13 protein-coding genes, 5 tRNA genes, 2 rRNA genes and 1 pseudogene (1 of these 21 only partly in view) are annotated in these 21,877 nt (G+C 53.3%); all 21 read left to right on the top strand.

Features of this window, described 5'->3' with window-relative positions:
- Positions 1 to 2,374 (top strand): 23S ribosomal RNA (locus HH1059_RS11235) (it extends 516 nt beyond the left edge of the window).
- A 117-nt stretch (positions 2,375 to 2,491) separates the two neighbouring features.
- Positions 2,492 to 2,608: ribosomal RNA gene (rrf, locus tag HH1059_RS11230) — 5S ribosomal RNA — on the top strand.
- 80 nt (positions 2,609 to 2,688) lie between these two features.
- A complete protein-coding gene (locus HH1059_RS11225; protein ID WP_096410428.1) occupies positions 2,689 to 3,681 on the top strand; it encodes a biotin--[acetyl-CoA-carboxylase] ligase in 993 nt (330 codons plus the stop codon).
- Positions 3,675 to 4,436, top strand: a complete 762-nt coding sequence (locus HH1059_RS11220) for a type III pantothenate kinase (RefSeq protein WP_162549524.1) — start codon at positions 3,675 to 3,677, stop codon at positions 4,434 to 4,436. Before HH1059_RS11225 ends, HH1059_RS11220 begins: the two co-directional genes overlap by 7 nt.
- Positions 4,437 to 4,529: 93 nt before the next feature.
- Positions 4,530 to 4,605: transfer RNA gene (locus tag HH1059_RS11215), tRNA-Thr, on the top strand.
- A gap of 53 nt (positions 4,606 to 4,658) precedes the next feature.
- Positions 4,659 to 4,743: transfer RNA gene (locus tag HH1059_RS11210), tRNA-Tyr, on the top strand.
- 51 nt (positions 4,744 to 4,794) lie between these two features.
- Positions 4,795 to 4,868: transfer RNA gene (locus tag HH1059_RS11205), tRNA-Gly, on the top strand.
- Positions 4,869 to 4,903: 35 nt separating this feature from the next.
- Positions 4,904 to 4,979, top strand: a tRNA-Thr gene (locus tag HH1059_RS11200).
- Between the two features lie 79 nt (positions 4,980 to 5,058).
- Positions 5,059 to 6,249: an elongation factor Tu gene (gene tuf, locus HH1059_RS11195; RefSeq protein ID WP_096410231.1), complete on the top strand. Its 1,191-nt coding sequence runs from the start codon at positions 5,059 to 5,061 to the stop codon at positions 6,247 to 6,249.
- Between the two features lie 65 nt (positions 6,250 to 6,314).
- Positions 6,315 to 6,390 (top strand) — tRNA-Trp (locus tag HH1059_RS11190).
- 58 nt (positions 6,391 to 6,448) lie between these two features.
- Positions 6,449 to 6,826, top strand: a complete 378-nt coding sequence (gene secE, locus HH1059_RS11185; protein WP_096410230.1) for a preprotein translocase subunit SecE — start codon at positions 6,449 to 6,451, stop codon at positions 6,824 to 6,826.
- 4 nt (positions 6,827 to 6,830) lie between these two features.
- Entirely contained in the window at positions 6,831 to 7,364 is a 534-nt protein-coding gene (gene nusG, locus HH1059_RS11180) for a transcription termination/antitermination protein NusG (RefSeq protein ID WP_096410229.1), read from the top strand.
- A gap of 86 nt (positions 7,365 to 7,450) precedes the next feature.
- Positions 7,451 to 7,882 carry a 50S ribosomal protein L11 gene (rplK, locus tag HH1059_RS11175; protein ID WP_096410228.1) on the top strand — a complete coding sequence of 144 codons (432 nt, stop codon included), beginning with the start codon at positions 7,451 to 7,453 and terminating at the stop codon, positions 7,880 to 7,882.
- Positions 7,883 to 7,885: 3 nt separating this feature from the next.
- Complete coding sequence (rplA, locus tag HH1059_RS11170; RefSeq protein WP_096410227.1) at positions 7,886 to 8,581, top strand: 50S ribosomal protein L1; 696 nt, start codon at positions 7,886 to 7,888, stop codon at positions 8,579 to 8,581.
- 279 nt (positions 8,582 to 8,860) lie between these two features.
- The gene (rplJ, locus tag HH1059_RS11165; protein ID WP_096410226.1) at positions 8,861 to 9,388 is read left to right on the top strand and encodes a 50S ribosomal protein L10; all 528 of its coding nucleotides are present in this window, start codon (positions 8,861 to 8,863) and stop codon (positions 9,386 to 9,388) included.
- Between the two features lie 79 nt (positions 9,389 to 9,467).
- The gene (gene rplL, locus HH1059_RS11160) at positions 9,468 to 9,848 is read left to right on the top strand and encodes a 50S ribosomal protein L7/L12 (protein ID WP_096410225.1); all 381 of its coding nucleotides are present in this window, start codon (positions 9,468 to 9,470) and stop codon (positions 9,846 to 9,848) included.
- A gap of 250 nt (positions 9,849 to 10,098) precedes the next feature.
- Positions 10,099 to 14,244: a DNA-directed RNA polymerase subunit beta gene (gene rpoB / locus HH1059_RS11155; RefSeq protein ID WP_096410224.1), complete on the top strand. Its 4,146-nt coding sequence runs from the start codon at positions 10,099 to 10,101 to the stop codon at positions 14,242 to 14,244.
- Between the two features lie 198 nt (positions 14,245 to 14,442).
- Positions 14,443 to 18,607, top strand: a pseudogene (gene rpoC, locus HH1059_RS11150) (DNA-directed RNA polymerase subunit beta'); the annotation flags it as partial.
- A 239-nt stretch (positions 18,608 to 18,846) separates the two neighbouring features.
- A complete protein-coding gene (gene rpsL / locus HH1059_RS11145; protein WP_096410222.1) occupies positions 18,847 to 19,224 on the top strand; it encodes a 30S ribosomal protein S12 in 378 nt (125 codons plus the stop codon).
- A gap of 12 nt (positions 19,225 to 19,236) precedes the next feature.
- Complete coding sequence (gene rpsG, locus HH1059_RS11140) at positions 19,237 to 19,704, top strand: 30S ribosomal protein S7 (RefSeq protein WP_096410221.1); 468 nt, start codon at positions 19,237 to 19,239, stop codon at positions 19,702 to 19,704.
- A 48-nt stretch (positions 19,705 to 19,752) separates the two neighbouring features.
- Positions 19,753 to 21,849, top strand: a complete 2,097-nt coding sequence (gene fusA, locus HH1059_RS11135; RefSeq protein ID WP_096410220.1) for an elongation factor G — start codon at positions 19,753 to 19,755, stop codon at positions 21,847 to 21,849.
- Positions 21,850 to 21,877 lie beyond the last annotated feature (28 nt).

Below are 21,877 nucleotides of genomic sequence, written 5' to 3'. Positions count from 1 at the left end.
ACAAGCAGTGGGAGCCCGTAAGGGTGACCGCGTACCTTTTGTATAATGGGTCAGCGACTTACTTTCAGTGGCGAGGTTAACCGTTTAGGGGAGCCGTAGGGAAACCGAGTCTTAATAGGGCGTGCAGTCGCTGGGAGTAGACCCGAAACCGAGCGAGCTACCCATGGCCAGGGTGAAGGCGGGGTAACACCTGCTGGAGGCCCGAACCCACTAACGTTGAAAAGTTAGGGGATGAGCTGTGGGTAGGAGTGAAAGGCTAAACAAGCTCGGAGATAGCTGGTTCTCCCCGAAAGCTATTTAGGTAGTGCCTCGTGTCTCACTCCCGGGGGTAGAGCACTGTTTCGGCTAGGGGGGCATCCGTGCCTTACCAAACCGAGGCAAACTCCGAATACCGGGAAGTGCAATCACGGGAGACAGACAGCGGGTGATAAGGTCCGTTGTCGAGAGGGAAACAGCCCAGACCGCCAGCTAAGGCCCCGAAGTTGTGGCTAAGTGGGAAACGATGTGGGAAGGCAGAGACAGCCAGGAGGTTGGCTTAGAAGCAGCCATCCTTTAAAGAAAGCGTAATAGCTCACTGGTCTAGTCGGCCTGCGCGGAAGATTTACCGGGGCTCAAGCCACACGCCGAAGCTGCGGATGCACGCAAGTGCATGGTAGGGGAGCGTTCCGTATGCCGCTGAAGGGGGATCTGTGAGGACCCCTGGAGGTATCGGAAGTGCGAATGCTGACATGAGTAACGATAAAGCGGGTGAAAAACCCGCTCGCCGAAAGCCCAAGGTTTCCTGCGCAACGCTAGTCGACGCAGGGTTAGTCGGCCCCTAAGGTGAGGCCGAAAGGCGTAGCCGATGGGAAACAGGTTAATATTCCTGTACCTCTTGCTGCTGCGACGGGGTGACGAAGAAGGCTAGGTCATCCGGGTGACGGACGTCCCGGTTTAAGCGAGTAGGCGGGACCCTTAGGCAAATCCGGGGGTCCTGACGCTGAGACGCGAACACGACGCTCTACGGAGCGGAAGTGACCGATGCCCGGCTTCCTGGAAAAGCCTCTAAGCATCAGGCAGTAAGAGACCGTACCGCAAACCGACACAGGTGGGCAGGGTGAGAATCCTAAGGCGCCTGAGAGAACCCGGGTGAAGGAACTCGGCAAAATGGCACCGTAACTTCGGGAGAAGGTGCGCCTCCATTATGTGTAGCCCCTTGCGGGCGAAGCAGAAGGGGGCCGCAGTGACCAGGGGGCTGCGACTGTTTACTAAAAACACAGCACTCTGCTAACTCGTAAGAGGATGTATAGGGTGTGACGCCTGCCCGGTGCCGGAAGGTTAAGTGATGGGGTTAGCCCTTTGGGCGAAGCTCTTGATCGAAGCCCCGGTAAACGGCGGCCGTAACTATAACGGTCCTAAGGTAGCGAAATTCCTTGTCGGGTAAGTTCCGACCTGCACGAATGGCGTAACGATGGCCCCACTGTCTCCATCCGGGACTCAGTGAAATTGAAATCGCAGTGAAGATGCTGTGTACCCGCGGCAAGACGGAAAGACCCCGTGAACCTTTACTACAGCTTCGCACTGGACTTCGAGCATGCTTGTGCAGGATAGGTGGGAGGCTTTGAAGGCGAAGCGCTAGCTTTGCCGGAGCCATCCTTGAGATACCACCCTTGCATGCTTGGGGTTCTAACCTTGGCCCGTTATCCGGGTCGGGGACCGTGCGTGGTGGGTAGTTTGACTGGGGCGGTCTCCTCCCAAAGAGTAACGGAGGAGCGCGAAGGTACCCTCAGCGCGGTCGGAAATCGCGCATTGCGTGTAAAGGCATAAGGGTGCTTGACTGCGAGACCTACAAGTCGAGCAGGGGCGAAAGCCGGCCTTAGTGATCCGGTGGTCCTGTATGGAAGGGCCATCGCTCAACGGATAAAAGGTACTCCGGGGATAACAGGCTGATTCCTCCCAAGAGTCCACATCGACGGAGGAGTTTGGCACCTCGATGTCGGCTCATCACATCCTGGGGCTGTAGCAGGTCCCAAGGGTATGGCTGTTCGCCATTTAAAGTGGTACGCGAGCTGGGTTTAGAACGTCGTGAGACAGTTCGGTCCCTATCTGCCGTGGGCGTCGGAGACTTGAGAGGATCTACTCCTAGTACGAGAGGACCGGAGTGGACGTACCTCTGGTGTTCCGGTTGTCACGCCAGTGGCACAGCCGGGTAGCTACGTACGGACAGGATAACCGCTGAAAGCATCTAAGCGGGAAGCCTCCCTCAAGATAAGGTCTCCCTGGACCCTCGAGGTCCCTGAAGGGCCGTCCAAGACTAGGACGTTGATAGGCTGGATGTGGAAGTGCAGTAATGCATGAAGCTAACCAGTACTAATTGCCCGTGAGGCTTGGCCATATAACACCCAAGCACGTTCTAAATAACGCAATACAGCGCAGTGCACCTATTTGCATGGCGGCAACTTCCCGAATAGACGCCAAGGAGGGAAAAATAATCCCTCCGGCCAAAGTTTTGCCTGGCGAGTACAGCGAGTGGGAACCACCCGACACCATGCCGAACTCGGAAGTGAAACCACTCAGCGCCGATGATAGTGCAGCTAAACCGCTGTGCGAAAGTAGGTCATCGCCAGGCTCCCTAATAAACCCCCTGTGGATAAACCCCATAGGGGGTTTTTTTTGCTTACCCTTTGGCTTTGGTTGGATAATGCGTTTATGGGTGACTGGTTGCATAGTAAAGATAAAGGACTTGAGGCTATCTTCGCCCTGCTGGGCAGAGGTGGTGCATTCTCAACTTATGACATAAGCAAAACAACTGGTATAGCGTACGACAACATCCCACTGCTGATCGAAGGGTTACGAGAGCTGGGAATGGATATCGAGGAGATCGGTGGGGAGTGCTACCAATCTCGGGATGATTTGCGACCGCTAGATCCGAGTGAAATAAGTAAACGGGCCGAACTTAACAACTTAAAGATCTCAGTTCAGTTTCAGGTCGAATCCACCAACATATCCGCGCTGTCAATGGATCTGGATGAGGGGGAATATGGGGTGGTAGCGGCAGAGTGCCAAAGTGCCGGTAAAGGTCGTATGGGGAGAAGTTGGACTTCCCCGCTGGGGGGAGTATATATCTCATTGGTTAGGGATTTTTCGACAATAGCTGCTATGCCTACAGCACTTACGATCTGGTGTGCGCTCAGCATAGTATCTAGCTTAAACAAGTTTGGCGTTAAAGCGCAATTGAAATGGCCTAATGACATATTGATAAATGCCAGGAAAGCTGGTGGCCTGCTCGCCGAGCTAAAGGGCAATCCCCGCGGGCCCTGCCGAATAGTGGTGGGCATTGGGTTAAATACTGCTAACCAAAATTTAATCGTACCTAAAGACGAACTAAGCAACACAGGTGTAAGCCCTCTGCCGGTTGGGTCAATTCGAGGCTTGGATCGGAATAGGCTGGTTGGAAAAATAGCGGGCGAAGTTCATAAAACCATGTATGACTTTGCTCTGGGCAACTTAGCAAACCAGGCGGCTGAGTGGATCAGGTATGATTATTTTTTTGGCAAGAGTGTCGAAGTCTGTACAAGTGAAGGTAGGTTCGAAGGGGAATGCCGCGGGGTTGATGGAGAAGGGCGGCTGATCCTGCGCACGGACAATAACCAAATAAAGTTCGCCAGCGGTGAATCTCGATTGAGGATGCAGAGGTGCTAATTCTCTTCGACTTGGGCAACAGCAGGGTCAAGTGGGGATGCTGGGAAGAGGGAAAGGTATCGCTTTTAGGCGCTCAAAGCTATGCCGAGCCACTGCAACCACGGTTAGCTGAGATTGGCGGACAGGTGCCAACCAATATCACGCGTGTCGCTGGAGTAAGTGTAGCCGACTCAGCAAGAGAGAGATATGTAGAGGATGTCGTTCATGAGCTATTTGACCTAAATGTTGAATGGCTAACAGCTAGTGAACAGTCATGCGGGGTGAGCAATGGTTATAAAAACCCGTCTCAGTTAGGTGCAGATCGTTGGGCAGCCTTGATAGCTGCACGCGGAATAGCGCCAGAAGGTGCCTGTGTAATTGATGTTGGTACTGCGATAACCATAGATGGGCTGGACAATAAAGGCAGACATCTGGGCGGGGCGATTTTCCCGGGGGAAAGGGCGCTCGCGCTTGCTATGAGTGGGGCCGCCGCCGGGATTGATGTGCGGCATCGCCAAGTACAGCCAACACTACCTGCTTTGTGTACGGAAGATGCGCTATTGGCTGGCATTAGCTGTGGTGTTAAAGATGCTGTCAGGGGGTTATCTCAGCGGATAGCCGCGGAGTGTCCGAGAGATTTTCGGGGGTTGGTTACAGGCGGAGGGGGGAAGAAATTGATTAATAATCTACCGAGTGGTTATAGATGGGAGTACCGTGAATCTTTGGTCCTGGAAGGGGTTGGTCGCATGATGGAATCACATAGTCGGAGTGGCTGAATAAGATATGCGACCTCACCCTCTCCCCGTTTTTGGGGTAAGAGCTTCATCGCATTGCGGTATTTGGTTTGTTGAATTATCATGGGATCCATTGCTGGCGTAGCTCAGAAGGTAGAGCGGCTGCCTTGTAAGCAGCGGGTCGCAGGTTCGAATCCTGTCGCCAGCTCCATATATGTATTGACAACCAGAAGCGTCGCCTTCATACTTTCTGGTTCATTTATAGGAGGGGTACCCAAGCGGCCAACGGGGGCAGACTGTAAATCTGCTGGCTTAGCCTTCGTAGGTTCGAATCCTACCCCCTCCACCAAGCAGGACTAGTGAGTGTAGAGATGCTCGCTATGTTATAAGCCAAAGCTAAGCGGGTGTAGTTCAGTGGTAGAACCTCAGCCTTCCAAGCTGATGACGTGGGTTCGATTCCCATCACCCGCTCCAAGCTGGCGCACTGAGCACTTTGCGGTACTTGATAAGCCCATATAGCTCAGCAGGTAGAGCACTTCCTTGGTAAGGAAGAGGTCACCGGTTCGAGTCCGGTTATGGGCTCCAAAAGGTTGGCTAGATACAGGTTGATAAAAGCAGAGCTGTCGAGCGAGGCAGTCTCCTGACCGACGGGGAGATCCTTTAGATGTCAAAGGAAAAGTTCGAGCGCAAGAAACCCCACGTAAACGTGGGCACGATAGGTCACGTGGACCATGGTAAGACCACGTTGACGGCTGCGATGACGAAGGTGCTCTCGGATTCTTACGGAGGCGAGGCGCGTGCATTTGATCAGATAGACAATGCGCCGGAGGAGCGTGCCCGCGGTATAACGATAGCGACAGCGCACGTTGAGTATGAGTCGAACAATCGGCACTACGCGCATGTTGACTGTCCGGGTCACGCGGACTATGTCAAGAACATGATCACTGGTGCTGCGCAGATGGATGGTGCGGTGCTGGTGGTTTCGGCGGCAGATGGGCCGATGCCGCAGACGCGCGAGCACATTCTCCTGGCTCGTCAGGTAGGTGTACCAGCGATTGTGGTCTACCTGAATAAGGCTGACATGGTCGATGATGCAGAGCTGCTAGAGCTAGTAGAGATGGAGGTTCGCGAGCTGCTCAGCGACTACGATTTTGATGGAGATGGTATACCGGTAATCACCGGTTCGGCGCTTAAGGCGTTGGAGGGTGATGACTCGGAGATGGGTATGCCGTCGATTGTGCGCTTGGTAGAGGCGATGGATGAGGCGATTCCGCAGCCTGATCGGCCGGTTGATCAGCCGTTTTTGATGCCGATAGAGGACGTATTCTCGATTTCGGGTCGTGGTACGGTGGTGACTGGGCGCGTCGAGCGCGGGGTAATCAAGGTAGGTGAAGAGGTAGAGATTGTCGGGTTGACTGAGACCCGCAAGACGACCTGCACCGGCGTCGAGATGTTCCGCAAGCTGCTAGATCAGGGCGAGGCGGGGGACAACATCGGTGCTCTGCTGCGTGGTATCAAGCGCGATGATGTCGAGCGTGGTCAGGTGTTGTGTCAGCCGAAGTCGATCACCCCGCATACTCACTTTGAGGCGGAGGTTTATGTTCTGTCCAAAGACGAGGGTGGTCGCCATACGCCGTTCTTCCAGGGATATCGGCCGCAGTTTTATTTCCGTACGACGGATGTAACCGGCACGGTGGAGTTGCCGGAAGGTACGGAGATGGTAATGCCCGGTGACAACGTAAAGATCACCGTGCAGTTGATTGCGCCGATCGCGATGGAAGATGGTCTTCGTTTTGCTATCCGTGAGGGCGGCCGCACCGTAGGTGCAGGCGTCGTCTCTAAGATCATCGAGTGATATACGTAGGTGCCATCAGTGTGGCTGAGCCAACGCTCAAGTCGGGCTGGAGGACAAACTAATATAGGCCAGTAGCTCAATTGGCAGAGCAGCGGTCTCCAAAACCGCAGGTTGGGGGTTCGAGTCCCTCCTGGCCTGCCAAATTCTCGGTGCGGTCCGGTAGGGGGGTTCCCGCCGGACCGCTTCGGTAGCGGGTTCCATGAAATCGAGCGCTGAAAAGAGTACCTCACCATTTGACGTCATCAAATGGATCATTGCTATCTCCCTAGCAGTTGCCGGAGTGGCCGGATTCTACTTCTTTGGTGACGAGCCGCTACTGCACAGAGTTGGCGGTTTACTGGCAGCTGTTGCTGTGGCGTTTGCAATGCTTTCTACAACAGCGCAGGGTAGGTCGCTATGGTCGTTTGCCCAAGGTTCTAAGCAAGAGGTCCGGAAGGTAATATGGCCAACGCGTCAAGAGACACTGCAGACTACACTGCTGGTTGTGGCCGTAGTAATAATTGTGGCTATTTTCTTGTGGCTGATGGACATATTGCTACTCTGGTTGGTCGGCATGATTACTGGCCACGGAGGATAAGCCGATGGCGCTGCGCTGGTACGTGATACACGCCTACTCTGGGTTTGAGAAGCAGGTGCAACGTTCGCTTAAAGAGCGTGTTAAGCGCGCGGGCATGGAGGAAAAGTTTGGTGAGATCCTCGTGCCGACAGAGGAAGTCGTTGAGATGCGCGAGGGACAAAAGCGTAAAAGCGAAAGAAAGTTTTTTCCCGGCTATGTGCTTGTTCAGATGGAGCTCGATGATGATACGTGGCACCTAGTCAAGGAGGTGCCGCGTGTAATGGGTTTTATAGGCGGCCGACCCGACCGACCCTCACCGATAACAGATAGGGAAGCCGAATCGATCCTCAATAGGGTTCGCGAAGGGGCTGAAAAGCCCAAGCCTAAGGTGCTGTTTGAGGTCGGTGAGGTAGTGCGTGTTACCGATGGGCCGTTCACCGATTTTAATGGTGCGGTAGAAGAGGTTAACTACGAGAAAAGTCGTTTGCGTGTGGCGGTGATGATATTCGGCCGCTCCACGCCAGTTGAGCTTGAGTTCAGTCAGGTTGAAAAGACCTAGTGACGTTTTCTGCCCTGAGAATGGCGCCATGATTTAAGCGGGGAGCCGGATTAGGCGTGAGTACCCGCGAGAGGAGCTAGGAGATAATGGCAAAAAAAGTTGAAGCTTACATAAAGCTGCAAGTTGCTGCTGGTCAAGCTAATCCAAGCCCGCCGGTCGGGCCAGCGCTAGGTCAGCGCGGCGTTAATATTATGGAGTTCTGTAAGGCGTTTAACGCTCAAACGCAGGATATGGAACAAGGGTTGCCGGTGCCTGTGGTGATAACCGTTTACTCGGACCGCAGCTTTACCTTTGTTACCAAAACCCCTCCCGCACCTGTGCTGCTGCTTAAATCCCTGGGCATCAGTGGAGGATCAGGTACGCCTAACACTAAGAAGGTAGGGACGGTTAGCCGCGAGCAGTTAGAAGACATCGCGCGGACTAAGTGGCCTGATCTAAACGCAGCCGATATGGATGGCGCCGTGCGGTCGATTGCAGGTACCGCACGCAGCATGGGCATAGACGTGGAAGGGGTATGAGCGATGGCTAAGTTGACCAAACGGCAAAAAATGATCCGTGAGCGCGTCGATCATACTCGCCAATACTCGGTGGATGAGGCGCTTGGGTTAGTCAAAGAGCTAGCCACCGCCCGCTTTGATGAGAGCATTGATGTTGCGGTTGGGCTCGGAGTAGATCCACGCAAATCAGATCAAATTGTTCGTGGCTCGACCGTGCTGCCCCACGGCACAGGCAAGAGTATGCGGGTAGCGGTCTTTGCTCAGGGCGATAATGCCGAAGCTGCAAAGGCCAAAGGGGCTGATGCTGTGGGTATGGACGACCTGGCGGAGCGGATGCAAAACGGTGAGCTTGACTATGATGTCGTTATTGCATCGCCTGACGCCATGGGGGTAGTCGGTAAGCTGGGTCCCGTCCTTGGCCCGCGGGGGCTAATGCCTAATCCCAAAACCGGAACCGTTTCCGCTGATGTGGCAGGAGCAGTGAGCAACGCAAAGGCCGGACAAGTCCGTTACCGCACCGATCGCTCTGGTGTTATACACAGCCCAATAGGCCGAGCTAGCTTTGAGGTTGAGTCTTTGAGAGAGAACCTTCAGGCACTACTAGCTGATCTGCAAAAGCTCAAACCGAGCACATCAAAAGGTGTTTACCTGAAAAACATTTCCGTATCCTCCACGATGGGAGCGGGTGTTAGGGTTGACCAGTCAAGCGTAACATCTTGACGTTTAAGGTAATTAGCAGCAATTGGTAGCGCTGCATTAACGGCCAGAAAGGAGGCTGGTCAAGGCTGTCAATTTTGACAAGGCAGCCGTCAGAGACCGCCGGTGTCAACTTCGACTTAAAGGGTTGAAACCCGCCAGCGTAGACGGTGGCGCGAGCGAGGGGCCTGCACTTCGCCACCGTGAAGCCGACTCGAGAGAGTCGAGAAGCACGCCAAAAGCGTGTGCCATCGGCTCCCGGAAGGCGCTTCCGAGGAGATTAACCTTCCCAGGAGATGGACGATGGGACAAAGTCTGGAACAGAAAAAGGCGATGGTGCAGGAGGTGTCGACGGTAGCGCAGAACGCGTTGACCGCAGTCTCCGCAGAGTACCGTGGTTTGACCGCGCAGCAGATGGACCGTTTGCGAGCTGAGGCTCGCGAGCGAGGTGTCTATCTGCGAGTGGTTAAAAACACTTTGGCTAAGCGGGCAGTAGCCGGCACCGAGTTTGAATGCTTGACGGAAGCTTTGGATGGCCCGCTCCTACTTGCGTTTTCGCAGGAGGATCCGGGTGCAGCCGCCAGATTAATCAGGGATTTCTCTAAAGACCACAATGCTTTAGCAGCTCGTAATGTGGTCTTTGGCGGAACTCTCTATGCGGCTGATCAAGTGGAAAGGCTAGCTTCCCTGCCGACCCGTGAAGAGGCGTTGTCGAAGTTAATGGCGACGATGCGGGCGCCGGTGCAAAAACTTGCAACGACTATGAACGAGGTGCCCGGTAAGTTGGTGCGCACACTGGCTGCTGTTCGTGATGCTAAGCAAGGTGCATAAGCCTGAGACATCGCCAACATTAGAACCAAGATCGTGAGATCTTGCTCGCTTGAGTCTTGATTTAAGGAGATATTTACTGATGGCCGTATCAAAAGATGAAATCCTCGAAACCATTTCCAACATGAGCGTCATGGAAGTGGTTGAGCTGATCGAGGCAATGGAAGAGAAGTTTGGAGTTACTGCTGCTGCAGCGGTTGCCGCTGCGCCGGCCGCCGGTGGCGGTGGAGAAGCAGAAGCCGCCGAAGAGAAGACTGAGTTTGACGTTATGCTGACCTCGCATGGTGATAACAAAGTTGGTGTTATCAAGGCGGTTCGTGGCGTGACCGGACTTGGCCTCAAAGAAGCAAAAGAGGTGGTAGAAGGCTGCCCGTCACCTCTGAAAGAAGGTGCCTCAAAAGAGGAAGCAGAGGAGATCAAAGGCAAGCTAGAAGAGGCTGGAGCAAGCGTCGAGCTTAAATGAGCCGAGCCTCATCTATACTATTAGATGATAGACACTGGGCTGGCGACCAGGTGGTCGTCGGCCCGTGCCTGTTGGAGCGACGATAATCGTAAACAAGCGTGCAGGTGGGGAAAGTCGCACAAAATGTAGATTAGCCGTACCATTTTCAATGAACGTCTCTTAACAACCGTAATCGGTTGTGTGTAGGTGGCCATAATATATGGTCCATGATCCGTTAAAGACAAAGCTGCTCAAGCGCTGAGGAAGCCCGATGCCGTATTCGTTCACCGAGAAGAAGCGCATCCGTAAAGATTTCGGTAAGCTCCCAAACATCCTCGATGTGCCGTATTTGCTTGCTACCCAAATAGATTCCTATAGACAATTCCTTCAGGAAGATATAGCTGAAGAGAAGAGGGATCATGAGGCAGGTTTAGAGGGGGCATTCAGATCGGTATTCCCGATTCGCAGCCACTCCGGGAATGCCGAGCTTCAGTATGTTTCATACAGCATCGGCGAGGCACCTTTCGACGTTAAGGAGTGTCAAAACCGTGGACTAACGTATGCTGCTCCATTGCGCATGCTTGTACGTCTTGCCATCTACGATAAAGATAGTGGCGCTGTCAAAGACGTCAAAGAGCAAGAGGTTTATATGGGGGAGTTGCCCCTGATGACCTCAACGGGCACCTTTGTCGTTAATGGTACCGAAAGAGTAATAGTTAACCAGTTGCACCGCTCGCCTGGTGTGTTTTTCGACCATGATAAAGGCAAGAGTCACTCATCAGGAAAACATCTGTTCTCAGCCCGAGTTATTCCTTACCGTGGCTCTTGGCTAGATTTTGAATTTGACCCCAAAGATTCCATCTATGTCCGCATTGATCGTAGGCGCAAATTGCCGGCAACGATATTGTTGCGGGCGCTGGGGTATACTAATGAAGACATACTAGCAGAATTCTTTGAGACAGATCGCTATGAGCTGCGTGGGGATGGCTTGGTCGTCTTGGACCTCATCCCTGAACGGCTGCGTGGTGAAACGGCAAACTTTGATATTAATGTTGGCGAGGAGACCATTGTCCAATCTGGGCGCCGGATTACCGCTCGGCATATCAAACAGCTGCAGAAGTCTGGTGTAGATCAGCTGGAGGTACCTGAAGATTATCTGGTCGGCAAGATCCTCGCTCACGATGTCGTAGACCCGGAAAGCGGCGAAGTATTAGCTGAGGCTAACACGGGGCTAACTCCTGAACTTATTCAGGAGCTGATCGACGCCGGTATACGTGAGGTTAATACCTTATACATAAATGATCTCGACCGCGGGCCCTATATGTCCAATACCCTGGCGATCGATCCTACCCGCACACAGATGGAGGCCTTGGTAGAGATCTATCGAATGATGCGCCCGGGTGAGCCGCCGACTAAGGATGCGGCAGAAAATCTCTTTTATAGTCTTTTCTTTACCAGTGATCGTTACGACCTTTCTCCAGTAGGGCGAATGAAGTTCAACCTAAGGGTCGGGTACGACAACGAAACGGGCCCAGGGATTCTCTATGACAGCAGATATTTCAAGTTACTGGCTGAAGATGATCAATCTGCTGCAGAGCTTGTCGATCGACTAGGTGATGACTCTGATATCCTGGCTGTTTTGCGCGAACTGATAAACATCAGAAATGGCAATGGTCAGGTCGATGACATTGACCACCTAGGCAACAGGAGGGTCCGTTCGGTTGGCGAGATGGCCGAGAACCATTTTCGAGTAGGTTTGGTCAGGGTCGAGAGGGCAGTGAGAGAGCGCCTGTCGCTTGCCGAGAGCGAGGGCTTGATGCCCCAGGAATTGATTAATGCCAAACCTGTGGCAGCAGCAATCAAAGAGTTTTTCGGTTCATCGCAGCTCTCTCAGTTTATGGACCAAAACAACCCGCTCTCTGAGGTGACTCACAAGCGGCGCATATCCGCTTTGGGCCCAGGTGGTTTGACTCGGGAGCGTGCAGGATTCGAAGTGCGTGATGTCCATTCAACGCACTATGGTAGGGTTTGCCCGATCGAGACTCCTGAAGGACCGAATATCGGCTTGATTAACTCCTTGGCCGTTTACGCTAGACCTAACCGCTATGGTTTCTTGGAAACCCCTTATCGCCGGGTTGAGGATGGTAAGGTCACTGACCAGGTCGATTATCTATCGGCAATAGAGGAGTCGCGTTATGTTATTGCGCAGGCAAACGCTCGGGTAGACGAGAACGGTCTCCTTGCCGATGACTTGATCTCATGCCGGCATCAGAACGAGTTCACCATGGCGACGGCCGAGCGGGTCCAGTATATGGACGTTTCACCTCGCCAGATAGTCTCTGTTGCTGCCTCGTTGGTCCCCTTCCTCGAGCACGATGACGCTAACCGCGCCTTGATGGGTTCTAACATGCAGCGTCAGGCGGTGCCGACGTTACGTGCCGAGAAGCCCTTAGTGGGTACGGGAATCGAACGGACTGTTGCACAGGACTCAGGAGTTATTGTTACTGCCGAGCGTGGTGGGGTAGTTGAACAAGCGGATTCAAATCGCATCGTAGTCCGAGTAAAAGATGACGAGACAGCCGCAGGTGAACCGGGGGTTGATATTTACAACCTTACCAAGTACACCCGCTCCAATCAGAATACGTGCTTTAGCCAGAAACCATTAGTTTATGCTGGTGATCACGTCGAACGCGGCGATGCTTTGGCTGATGGGCCCTCAACAGACCTGGGTGAATTGGCACTAGGGCAGAACATGCTAGTGGCCTTTATGCCCTGGAACGGCTACAACTTTGAGGACTCAATCCTCGTATCCGAGAAGCTGGTTAAGGAAGACCGTTATACCTCGGTGCATATTGAAGAACTCACCTGTGTCGCTCGTGATACAAAGCTAGGCACTGAAGAGATTACTTCAGATATACCAAACGTATCTGAGTCGGCCCTTTCAAGGTTGGATGAGTCCGGGATAGTTTATATAGGCGCCGAGGTCAAGAGTGGAGATATCCTAGTAGGTAAGGTCACGCCTAAGGGTGAGACTCAGCTTACGCCTGAGGAGAAATTGCTGCGAGCAATATTTGGTGAAAAGGCCTCTGACGTAAAGGATACCTCACTGCGCGTACCTACGGGCATGGATGGCACAGTTATCGACGTGCAGGTCTTTACCCGTGATGGCGTTGAGAAAGATGAGCGGGCGCGATCGATAGAGCGAGAAGAGATTGCACGCATTCGCCAAGACCTCAATGACGAGGCACGTATCTTCGAGGATGATGCTTATGCTCGCCTGGAGCGACTGCTGGTCGGCAAGATAGCTGAAGGCGGGCCACAGGGGCTTGGCAGCGGCGCCGAGATACAACAGGATTACTTGGATAATCTCTCGCGGGAGCGCTGGTTCGAAATCCGCGTGCGTGATGAGGAAGTAAATCAGCAGCTTGAGGCCGTGCGCCATCAACTCGAGGCGCAGAATCAGAGGCTGGAAAAACGCTTCGAGGAGAAAAAGGCCAAGATAACTGCCGGCGATGATCTTTCCCCTGGGGTTCTCAAGACGGTTAAGGTCCACTTGGCTGTGAAGCGTCGTCTCCAGCCCGGCGATAAGTTTGCAGGCCGCCATGGTAATAAAGGCGTTATCTCGATGATAGTGCCCGAGGAGGACATGCCGTTTATGGATGACGGCACTCCGGTGGATATCGTGCTGTCGCCCTTAGGCGTGCCTTCAAGAATGAATGTGGGACAGGTTTTGGAGACTCATCTGGGATGGGCATCTAAAGGCCTCGGCGAAAAAATCGCGGGGATGTTACGGGAACACTCTAATGTAGAGCAACTGCGCGCATTCCTAAGTGAGATCTACAACATATCGGGTAGGAAGGAGGAGCTTGATCAGCTTAGTGAAGAGGATATAAAGACTCTCTGCAACAACCTTAAGAGCGGCGTTCCTGTTGCTACCCCCGTGTTCGACGGCGCAAATGAAGATGAAATAATGCGCTGGCTGCGCCTTGCCGGTCTACCAGAATCGGGCAAGACTAGACTGTATGACGGTAGAACTGGTGATGCCTTTGACCGACCAATTACAGTGGGGTACATGTACATGCTCAAACTCAACCACTTGGTTGACGATAAGGTGCATGCTCGTGCCACAGGGCCTTACTCACTGGTTACCCAGCAACCACTGGGCGGTAAAGCACAATTTGGTGGGCAACGTTTCGGAGAGATGGAGGTTTGGGCACTTGAGGCTTATGGTGCCGCCTACACCTTGCAAGAGATGTTGACCGTTAAGTCAGACGATGTGACTGGCCGTACCAAGATGTATAAGAACATCGTTGATGGTGATCACCGAATGGAGGCTGGCATGCCGGAATCATTTAATGTCCTGGTCAAGGAGATCAGGTCGCTCGGCATCAATATTGAGCTTGAAAGAGATGATTGATAAGGAATGTGATTTGGTTGTTTAAATCCTGGTAGTTATGAGCGCCTCCGGCGTATTGCCGGAGTGCGCCTTAGTTAAAGCTTATCAATATCACATAAACGTTTTTCCGTTGGGTGCCGCCTTCTTGGTCTGGCTATATTGCAGTTGCTTTGATCTTCGGCGCCCAGCCATGAAAACCAGCGCGAGCGGGCAGCAGATATGAAAGATCTCCTCAACCTTTTCAAGCAACCGGGTGCTCAGTTAGAGGACTTTGATGGGATACGTATCGGGTTAGCGTCGCCTGATATGATCCGTTCTTGGTCCTTTGGTGAGGTTAAAAAGCCTGAAACCATCAATTATCGCACCTTCAAACCGGAGAGAGATGGACTCTTTTGTGCCAAAATCTTTGGTCCTATCAAGGATTATGAATGTCTTTGTGGTAAGTATAAGCGCCTGAAGCATCGCGGTGTTGTGTGCGAGAAGTGTGGTGTAGAGGTCACCGTTGCTAAGGTCCGCCGAGAGCGGATGGGCCACATAGATTTAGCTAGCCCGGTAGCGCATATTTGGTTCCTTAAGAGCTTGCCATCGCGTATCGGCTTGCTCTTGGATATGACGCTGCGGGATGTCGAGCGGGTTCTTTATTTCGAGGCATTTATAGTAATTGAACCCGGCATGACGCCCTTAGAGCGGGGACAGTTGCTTACTGATGAGCAATACCTTGAAGCAGTGGAAGAGTACGGTGATGAGTTCGATGCCCGTATGGGGGCAGAGGCCGTCCTGGAAATTCTCAAAGGTATGGATCTCGAGGCTGAGGCACGGCGGCTGCGTGACGAGATTGAGTCGACTGGATCAGAGTCAAAAATCAAGCGACATACCAAGCGGCTTAAGCTTATAGAGGCCTTCCTTGAGTCGGGCAATAAGCCGGAGTGGCTGATAATGACAGTTCTCCCGGTATTGCCGCCCGATTTGCGCCCCTTGGTCCCCTTGGATGGCGGGCGTTTTGCTACGTCAGATCTGAATGACCTTTATAGAAGGGTAATAAACCGGAATAACCGCCTGAAGCGTCTTCTGGAGCTAGCAGCTCCGGATATAATCGTGCGCAATGAAAAACGCATGCTTCAGGAGTCAGTCGATGCCCTTCTAGATAACGGCAGACGGGGCAGGGCGATAACCGGGACCAACAAGCGGCCGCTAAAATCGCTGGCGGATATGATCAAAGGAAAGCAGGGCCGGTTTCGGCAAAACCTGCTTGGCAAGCGCGTCGACTACTCAGGGCGCTCGGTGATTGTTGTCGGACCAACTTTGCGCCTGCACCAGTGTGGACTGCCAAAGAGGATGGCCCTGGAGCTATTCAAGCCCTTCATATTCTCTAAATTGCAAAGGCGTGGCCATGCATCGACCATTAAGGCCGCGAAGAAGATGGTCGAAAGAGAGACGGGGGATGTATGGGATATTTTAGAGGAGGTCATCCGCGAGCACCCGGTTCTCCTTAATCGTGCCCCCACCCTCCACCGCTTGGGTATTCAGGCTTTTGAACCCGTGCTTATTGAGGGTAAGGCAATCCAGCTACATCCGTTGGTGTGTACTGCGTACAACGCGGACTTCGATGGTGACCAGATGGCGGTGCACGTCCCGCTATCTCTGGAGGCGCAGCTCGAAGCCCGCGCCATGATGATGTCAACCAACAATATCCTTTCGCCTGCCTCCGGTGAGCCGATTATAGTGCCTTCACAGGATGTGGTTCTGGGCATCTACTACATGACAAGGGAGCTTGTTAATGCCCGCGGTGAGGGGATGCGCTTCGCCAATGTCGAAGAGGTTCATCGTGCATATGAAACTGGCGCTGCTGAGCTAGGCGCCCGCGTAGAAGTGCGGATTAAAGAGCGGATAGTAGGTGATGATGGCGAATTAGTTGAACGCCCACAGAGGCGTGAGACCACCGTCGGCAGGGCGCTACTGTTCAACATAGTTCCCGATGGGATACCCTTCGATGAAGTAGACAAAGAGCTTGATAAAAAGGCCATCTCTAATCTGGTTAACACCTGCTATCGGCAGGTTGGCCTGAAGGGCACCGTAATCTTCGCCGACCAACTGATGTATACCGGGTTTTACTACTCCACGAAGGCGGGAGTTTCGATCGGTGTCGATGATATGGAGGTGCCGCCCGATAAGGAACAGAGCCTGCGGGAGGCTGAAGAGGAAGTCAGGGAGATTGAAGAACAGTACTCATCGGGCCTGGTAACGAGTGGCGAGCGTTATAACAAGGTAGTAGACATCTGGGCCCATACCAATGACCAGGTTGCCTCCTCCATGATGGAGCAGATGGGTAAGGAGGTAGTTGTCGACGCCGATGGTAATCAAGTTGAGCAGAAATCGCTTAACTCGATATACATCATGGCCGATTCTGGGGCCCGTGGCTCAGCCGCCCAGATACGTCAGCTAGCCGGAATGCGTGGCCTTATGGCCAAGCCGGATGGTTCTATCATTGAGACCCCGATTACGGCGAATTTCCGTGAAGGCCTGAATGTTCTGCAGTACTTCATTTCGACCCACGGCGCCCGTAAGGGGCTTGCCGATACGGCGTTGAAGACGGCCAACTCCGGCTATCTTACCCGCCGGTTAGTCGATGTTTCGCAGGATCTGGTTGTTACTGTAGAAGATTGCGGCACGACACATGGGTTAGTACTAACCCCAATCATCGAAGGCGGTGACGTAGTTGAAACCCTTGCCGAAAGGGCTTTGGGCCGAGTTGTCGCCGAGGACGTACCTGTTCCTGGCAGTGCTGAGATAGCGGTTGAGGCCGGCACGCTGCTTGATGAGGACTGGGTTGAGACCCTAGAGAGGATGGGTATTGATGAAATCAAGGCCCGCTCGCCGGTAACGTGCGAAAGCCGCCATGGGGTTTGTGCTAAGTGTTATGGACGTGATCTTGCTCGCGGCCATGGAGTAAATATTGGTGAGGCGGTTGGGGTAATCGCAGCTCAGTCAATCGGCGAGCCTGGTACCCAGCTAACCATGCGGACCTTCCACATCGGCGGTGCGGCATCAAGAGCTGCTGCAACTTCTCAGGTGGAGGTGCGCAACTCCGGCAATGTACGCTTGCACAACATAAAGACTGTTGAGCACCACTCAGGTAACTATGTGGCTGTCTCACGTTCTGGTGAAATAACCGTAATGGATGAGTATGGCCGCGAGAGAGAGCGCTATAAAATTCCTTACGGGGCTGTATTGAGTGTCGGCGATGGTGACTCGGTTGAGGCCGGCCAGTCAGTAGCCAACTGGGACCCACATACGCACCCGATTGTGACCGAGGTGAACGGATATGTTCGCTTCCATGATTTTGTAGAGGGTGTGACAGTCCAGCGCGAGCTAGACGAGGTTACCGGCTTAACAAGCCACGTTGTAACCGACCCGAAGAGCAGGGGCAGTGGCGAGCATAAACGCTCTACTGAAGACGCCTCCGGTAAAGCGACGGAAGAGCGTGTCGCCTATAAAGATCTGCGGCCAATGATCAAATTGGTTGATGAAAATGGCGAGGATCTGAATATCGCCGGAACCCAAATCCCGGCGCACTATTACCTGCCGGTTGGTGCTATCGTCTCGCTTGATGATAACTCTGAGGTTCGGGTCGGTGATGCTCTGGCTAGGATACCGCAAGAGGCATCTAAGACCCGCGATATTACAGGCGGTTTGCCGCGTGTTGCCGATCTCTTCGAGGCACGCAAGCCCAAGGATCCAGCGGTTCTTGCGGAGGCTTCCGGTACAGTAGGGTTTGGCCGCGAGACTAAAGGTAAACAAAGGCTAATAATTACGCAGCAAGATGGTGAAACTTACGAAGAGTTGATACCTAAATGGCGTAATGTGACTGTCTTTGAGGGCGAGCATGTTGAGAAGGGTGAGGTGGTCGCCGATGGTGAACCAAACCCGCATGACATACTGCGCTTGCTGGGGGTAACGAAACTCTCAGAATATATCGTTCAGGAGATACAGGACGTCTTCCGCCTCCAGGGCGTGGGCATAAATGACAAGCATATCGAAGTCATCATTCGACAGATGATGCGCAAGGTTCAGGTCAAAGACCCTGGCGATTCGATGTTCCTAAAAGGGGAACAGCTAGATCGTTCTAAAATGCTGGAGGAGAATGACCGTCTTGTGGCAGCCGGAAAAGAACCGGCGACATACGAGCCGGTCCTGTTGGGCATCACCAAGGCTTCGCTGTCAACCGAGTCGTTTATCTCAGCGGCCTCGTTCCAGGAAACTACTCGGGTGCTGACTGAGGCAGCGACACGTGGAGTAAGGGACGATCTGCGAGGACTTAAGGAGAATGTGATTGTTGGCCGCCTGATCCCAGCCGGAACCGGCTTTGCCTACCATGCTGCGCGGCGGCAGTTTACCTCGCAGTCTGCTGAAGGCGAAGGTTCTGCTGCAGAGCAAGTTGCACAGGCTTTTGCTCCAGGCGGCGGGGATGATGCAGCTATAGCAGAAGGTGGCAGCCAGGAAGAAAACTGAGTGTGTAACTCAGTAGTATTTGACAAGCGGGGCTAATCGCCCTAAAATTCCGCCTCTTCGACAGGCCGGACTGCCGGCCTGTCGTTTTTGGGTCTGTACGGAGCGCGAAACCCTATGGCGACAGTTAATCAATTAGTGCGAAGAGGGCGCACAAAGCGCACCGCTAAAAGTAGTGTGCCCGCTCTCGAGGGGTGCCCGCAGAGGCGCGGAGTCTGCACGCGGGTTTACACTACTACACCGAAAAAGCCGAACTCAGCGCTGCGCAAGGTTGCGCGTGTTCGTCTAACTAATAGTTACGAAGTTGCTGCCTATATTGGTGGCGAAGGTCACAACCTCCAGGAACACTCTGTGGTTCTGATACGCGGTGGTCGTGTTAAGGACTTGCCTGGTGTGCGCTATCACGTTGTCCGCGGGGCCGCGGATACAGCGGGCGTAGACAAGCGGCGGCAGGGTCGTTCTAAGTATGGCGCTAAGCGCCCGAAGAGCAAGTAACGGGAATCGATCATGCCCAGGAGAAGAGAAGTACCTAAGCGCAAAGTCCTGCCTGATCCCAAGTATGGGAGCGAGGTGCTGACTAAGTTCGTCAACATGGTTATGTTCGACGGCAAGCGTGCGGTCGCAGAGAGGATAATGTACGGGGCTTTGGAGAAGATAGGTTCCAAAAGCTCTGATCCTGTCGAGGTAATGGAGACTGCACTGGAAAACGTCAAGCCTCGGGTGGAGGTGAAGTCGCGTCGTGTGGGTGGCGCAACTTATCAGGTTCCTGTAGAAGTTCGCCCAGAGCGGCGTCAAACCCTGGCCATGCGCTGGTTGCTCGAGGCAGCGAGAAAGCGCGGCGAGAAAACCATGGCTGCTCGTCTAGCTAACGAGATGCAGGAAGCAGCTGATAGCCGCGGCGCAGCGGTTAAGAAGCGAGAAGACACCCACCGGATGGCAGAGGCCAACAAGGCGTTTTCCCACTACCGTTGGTAATAGCTGCTAGCAATACATAGAAATAAACAATTTGACGGGGTATCCACCGTGGCACGCAAGACGCCAATAGAGCGCTATCGGAACATAGGTATAGCTGCACATATAGATGCTGGTAAGACAACTACTACCGAGCGCATCCTTTTCTATACCGGAGTCTCACACAAGATGGGTGAGACCCATGACGGTGCGGCAACCATGGACTGGATGTCCCAAGAGCAGGAGCGAGGGATTACTATAACCTCCGCAGCTACAACCTGCTTTTGGAGTGGGATGGATCAGCAGTATCCTGAAACCCGTATTAATATCATCGACACACCTGGTCACGTTGACTTCACCATCGAGGTGGAGCGTTCTTTGCGAGTTCTTGATGGTGCAGTGGCGGTTTTCTGTGCGGTTGGCGGCGTGGAGCCACAGTCGGAGACAGTCTGGCGGCAGGCGAACAAATACGGCGTGCCGAGGATAGCGTTTGTTAACAAAATGGATCGCGCGGGCGCTGATTTCTCTCGCGTAGTAGGGCAAATGCGCGATAGGTTAGGAGCTCATCCGGTGCCCATTCAGCTGCCGATAGGCGCAGAAGATGACTTTCGCGGCATTATAGATCTAATCAGGATGAGTGCGATCTATTGGGATCGTGATAAGGAAGGAATAACTTATACCGAAGCAGAGATCCCTGAAGAGCTTAAGCAGGAAGCTGAAAATGCTCGGGAAGCGATGGTAGAAGCCGCCGCCGAAGCTGACGAAGAGCTAATGGATCGGTATTTGACCGATGGCGATTTGAGCAACGACGAAATCAAGGGTGGGCTGCGTAAGCGAACCCTCAACACTGAGATAACTCTGGCTCTTTGCGGTTCGGCCTTCAAGAATAAGGGTGTACAAACTCTGCTGGATGCGGTGGTTGAGTTCCTTCCCGCACCCAACGAAGTGCCAGCTATTGAAGGCATCTTGGATGATGAAGAGACGGTTGCTACGCGCGAGTCGAGCGATGAGCAGCCCTTTGCCGCCTTGGCCTTTAAGATTGCTAACGACCCTTACGTTGGAAACCTAACGTTCTTCAGGGTATATTCGGGCGTTCTCAGCTCGGGTGATCAGGTATATAACCCTGTCAAAGGGAAGAAAGAGCGGATCGGTCGGATTCTGCAGATGCACTCTAATCAGCGTGAGGAGATCAAGGAGGTCCGTGCTGGGGATATCGCGGCAGCGGTCGGCTTAAAAGAGGTAATTACTGGGGATACGCTCTGTGATCCAAGCAACAAAATTACCCTGGAGCGCATGGAGTTCCCTGAGCCGGTAATAGCGGTTGCGGTAGAGCCCAAGAGCAGAGCCGATCAAGAGAAAATGGGCCAGGCACTGGGCCGGTTAGCTCAAGAGGATCCTTCATTCCGGGTGCGGACTGATGAGGAATCAGGGCAGACAATTATCTCCGGGATGGGTGAGTTGCACCTGGACATTATAGTAGATCGCCTCAAGCGCGAGTTTAAAGTTGAGGCCAATGTTGGCGAGCCTCAAGTTGCCTACCGTGAGACTATACGCAAGACGGTCGAGCAGGAGGGTAAATTCATACGCCAGTCCGGCGGAAGAGGACAGTACGGACATGTGTATATTCGTATTATCCCACAGGATCGCGGTGAGGGGTATGAGTTCCAAAGCCAGATTGTAGGCGGCGTAGTGCCTAAGGAGTATATACCTTCGGTAGATCAGGGTTGCAGAGAGGCCATGGAAGAAGGCATACTGGCAGGCTATCCAGTTGTTGATGTGCGGGTTGAGTTGTTTGACGGCTCTTATCACGACGTCGACTCATCCGAGATGGCTTTCAAGATAGCCGGGTCGATGGCTTTCCGGGAAGGCTTTAACAAAGCCAACCCGGTTCTGCTGGAACCGATAATGAAGGTTGAGGTCACCACTCCTGAGGAGTACATGGGGGACGTAGTGGGTGACTTAAACCGCAGGCGCGGGAATGTCCAGAAGATGGACGACATACCGACTGGCAAGCAGATAAGCGCAATGGTGCCCCTGAAGGAAATGTTCGGGTATGCAACAGATTTGCGCTCCAATACACAGGGGCGTGCAGCTTACGTGATGGAGTTTGCCGAGTATGCTGAGGCGCCTGCAAGCATTGCCGATGAAGTAATTAAGAAAGCGTCGTGACGGCGGCTTTTGAACCGACTGGATTAAC

The organism is Halorhodospira halochloris, from assembly GCF_002356555.2.
GTDB classification, from domain to species: Bacteria; Pseudomonadota; Gammaproteobacteria; order Nitrococcales; family Halorhodospiraceae; genus Halorhodospira; species Halorhodospira halochloris.
Note: the sequence above shows the minus strand (reverse complement) of the source record. Positions and strands in the feature narration are given on the sequence as shown.

Bases quoted from the DNA above. Each gene is read 5' to 3' on its own strand.
- rpoB (WP_096410224.1), top strand. From the start codon at position 10,099: ATGCCGTATTCGTTCACCGAGAAGAAGCGCATCCGTAAAGATTTCGGT.
- secE (WP_096410230.1), top strand. From the start codon at position 6,449: ATGAAATCGAGCGCTGAAAAGAGTACCTCACCATTTGACGTCATCAAA.
- rpsG (WP_096410221.1), top strand. From the start codon at position 19,237: ATGCCCAGGAGAAGAGAAGTACCTAAGCGCAAAGTCCTGCCTGATCCC.
- nusG (WP_096410229.1), top strand. From the start codon at position 6,831: ATGGCGCTGCGCTGGTACGTGATACACGCCTACTCTGGGTTTGAGAAG.
- tuf (WP_096410231.1), top strand. From the start codon at position 5,059: ATGTCAAAGGAAAAGTTCGAGCGCAAGAAACCCCACGTAAACGTGGGC.
- rplJ (WP_096410226.1), top strand. From the start codon at position 8,861: ATGGGACAAAGTCTGGAACAGAAAAAGGCGATGGTGCAGGAGGTGTCG.
- rplA (WP_096410227.1), top strand. From the start codon at position 7,886: ATGGCTAAGTTGACCAAACGGCAAAAAATGATCCGTGAGCGCGTCGAT.
- rplL (WP_096410225.1), top strand. From the start codon at position 9,468: ATGGCCGTATCAAAAGATGAAATCCTCGAAACCATTTCCAACATGAGC.
- rplK (WP_096410228.1), top strand. From the start codon at position 7,451: ATGGCAAAAAAAGTTGAAGCTTACATAAAGCTGCAAGTTGCTGCTGGT.
- rpsL (WP_096410222.1), top strand. From the start codon at position 18,847: ATGGCGACAGTTAATCAATTAGTGCGAAGAGGGCGCACAAAGCGCACC.
- HH1059_RS11225 (WP_096410428.1), top strand. From the start codon at position 2,689: ATGGGTGACTGGTTGCATAGTAAAGATAAAGGACTTGAGGCTATCTTC.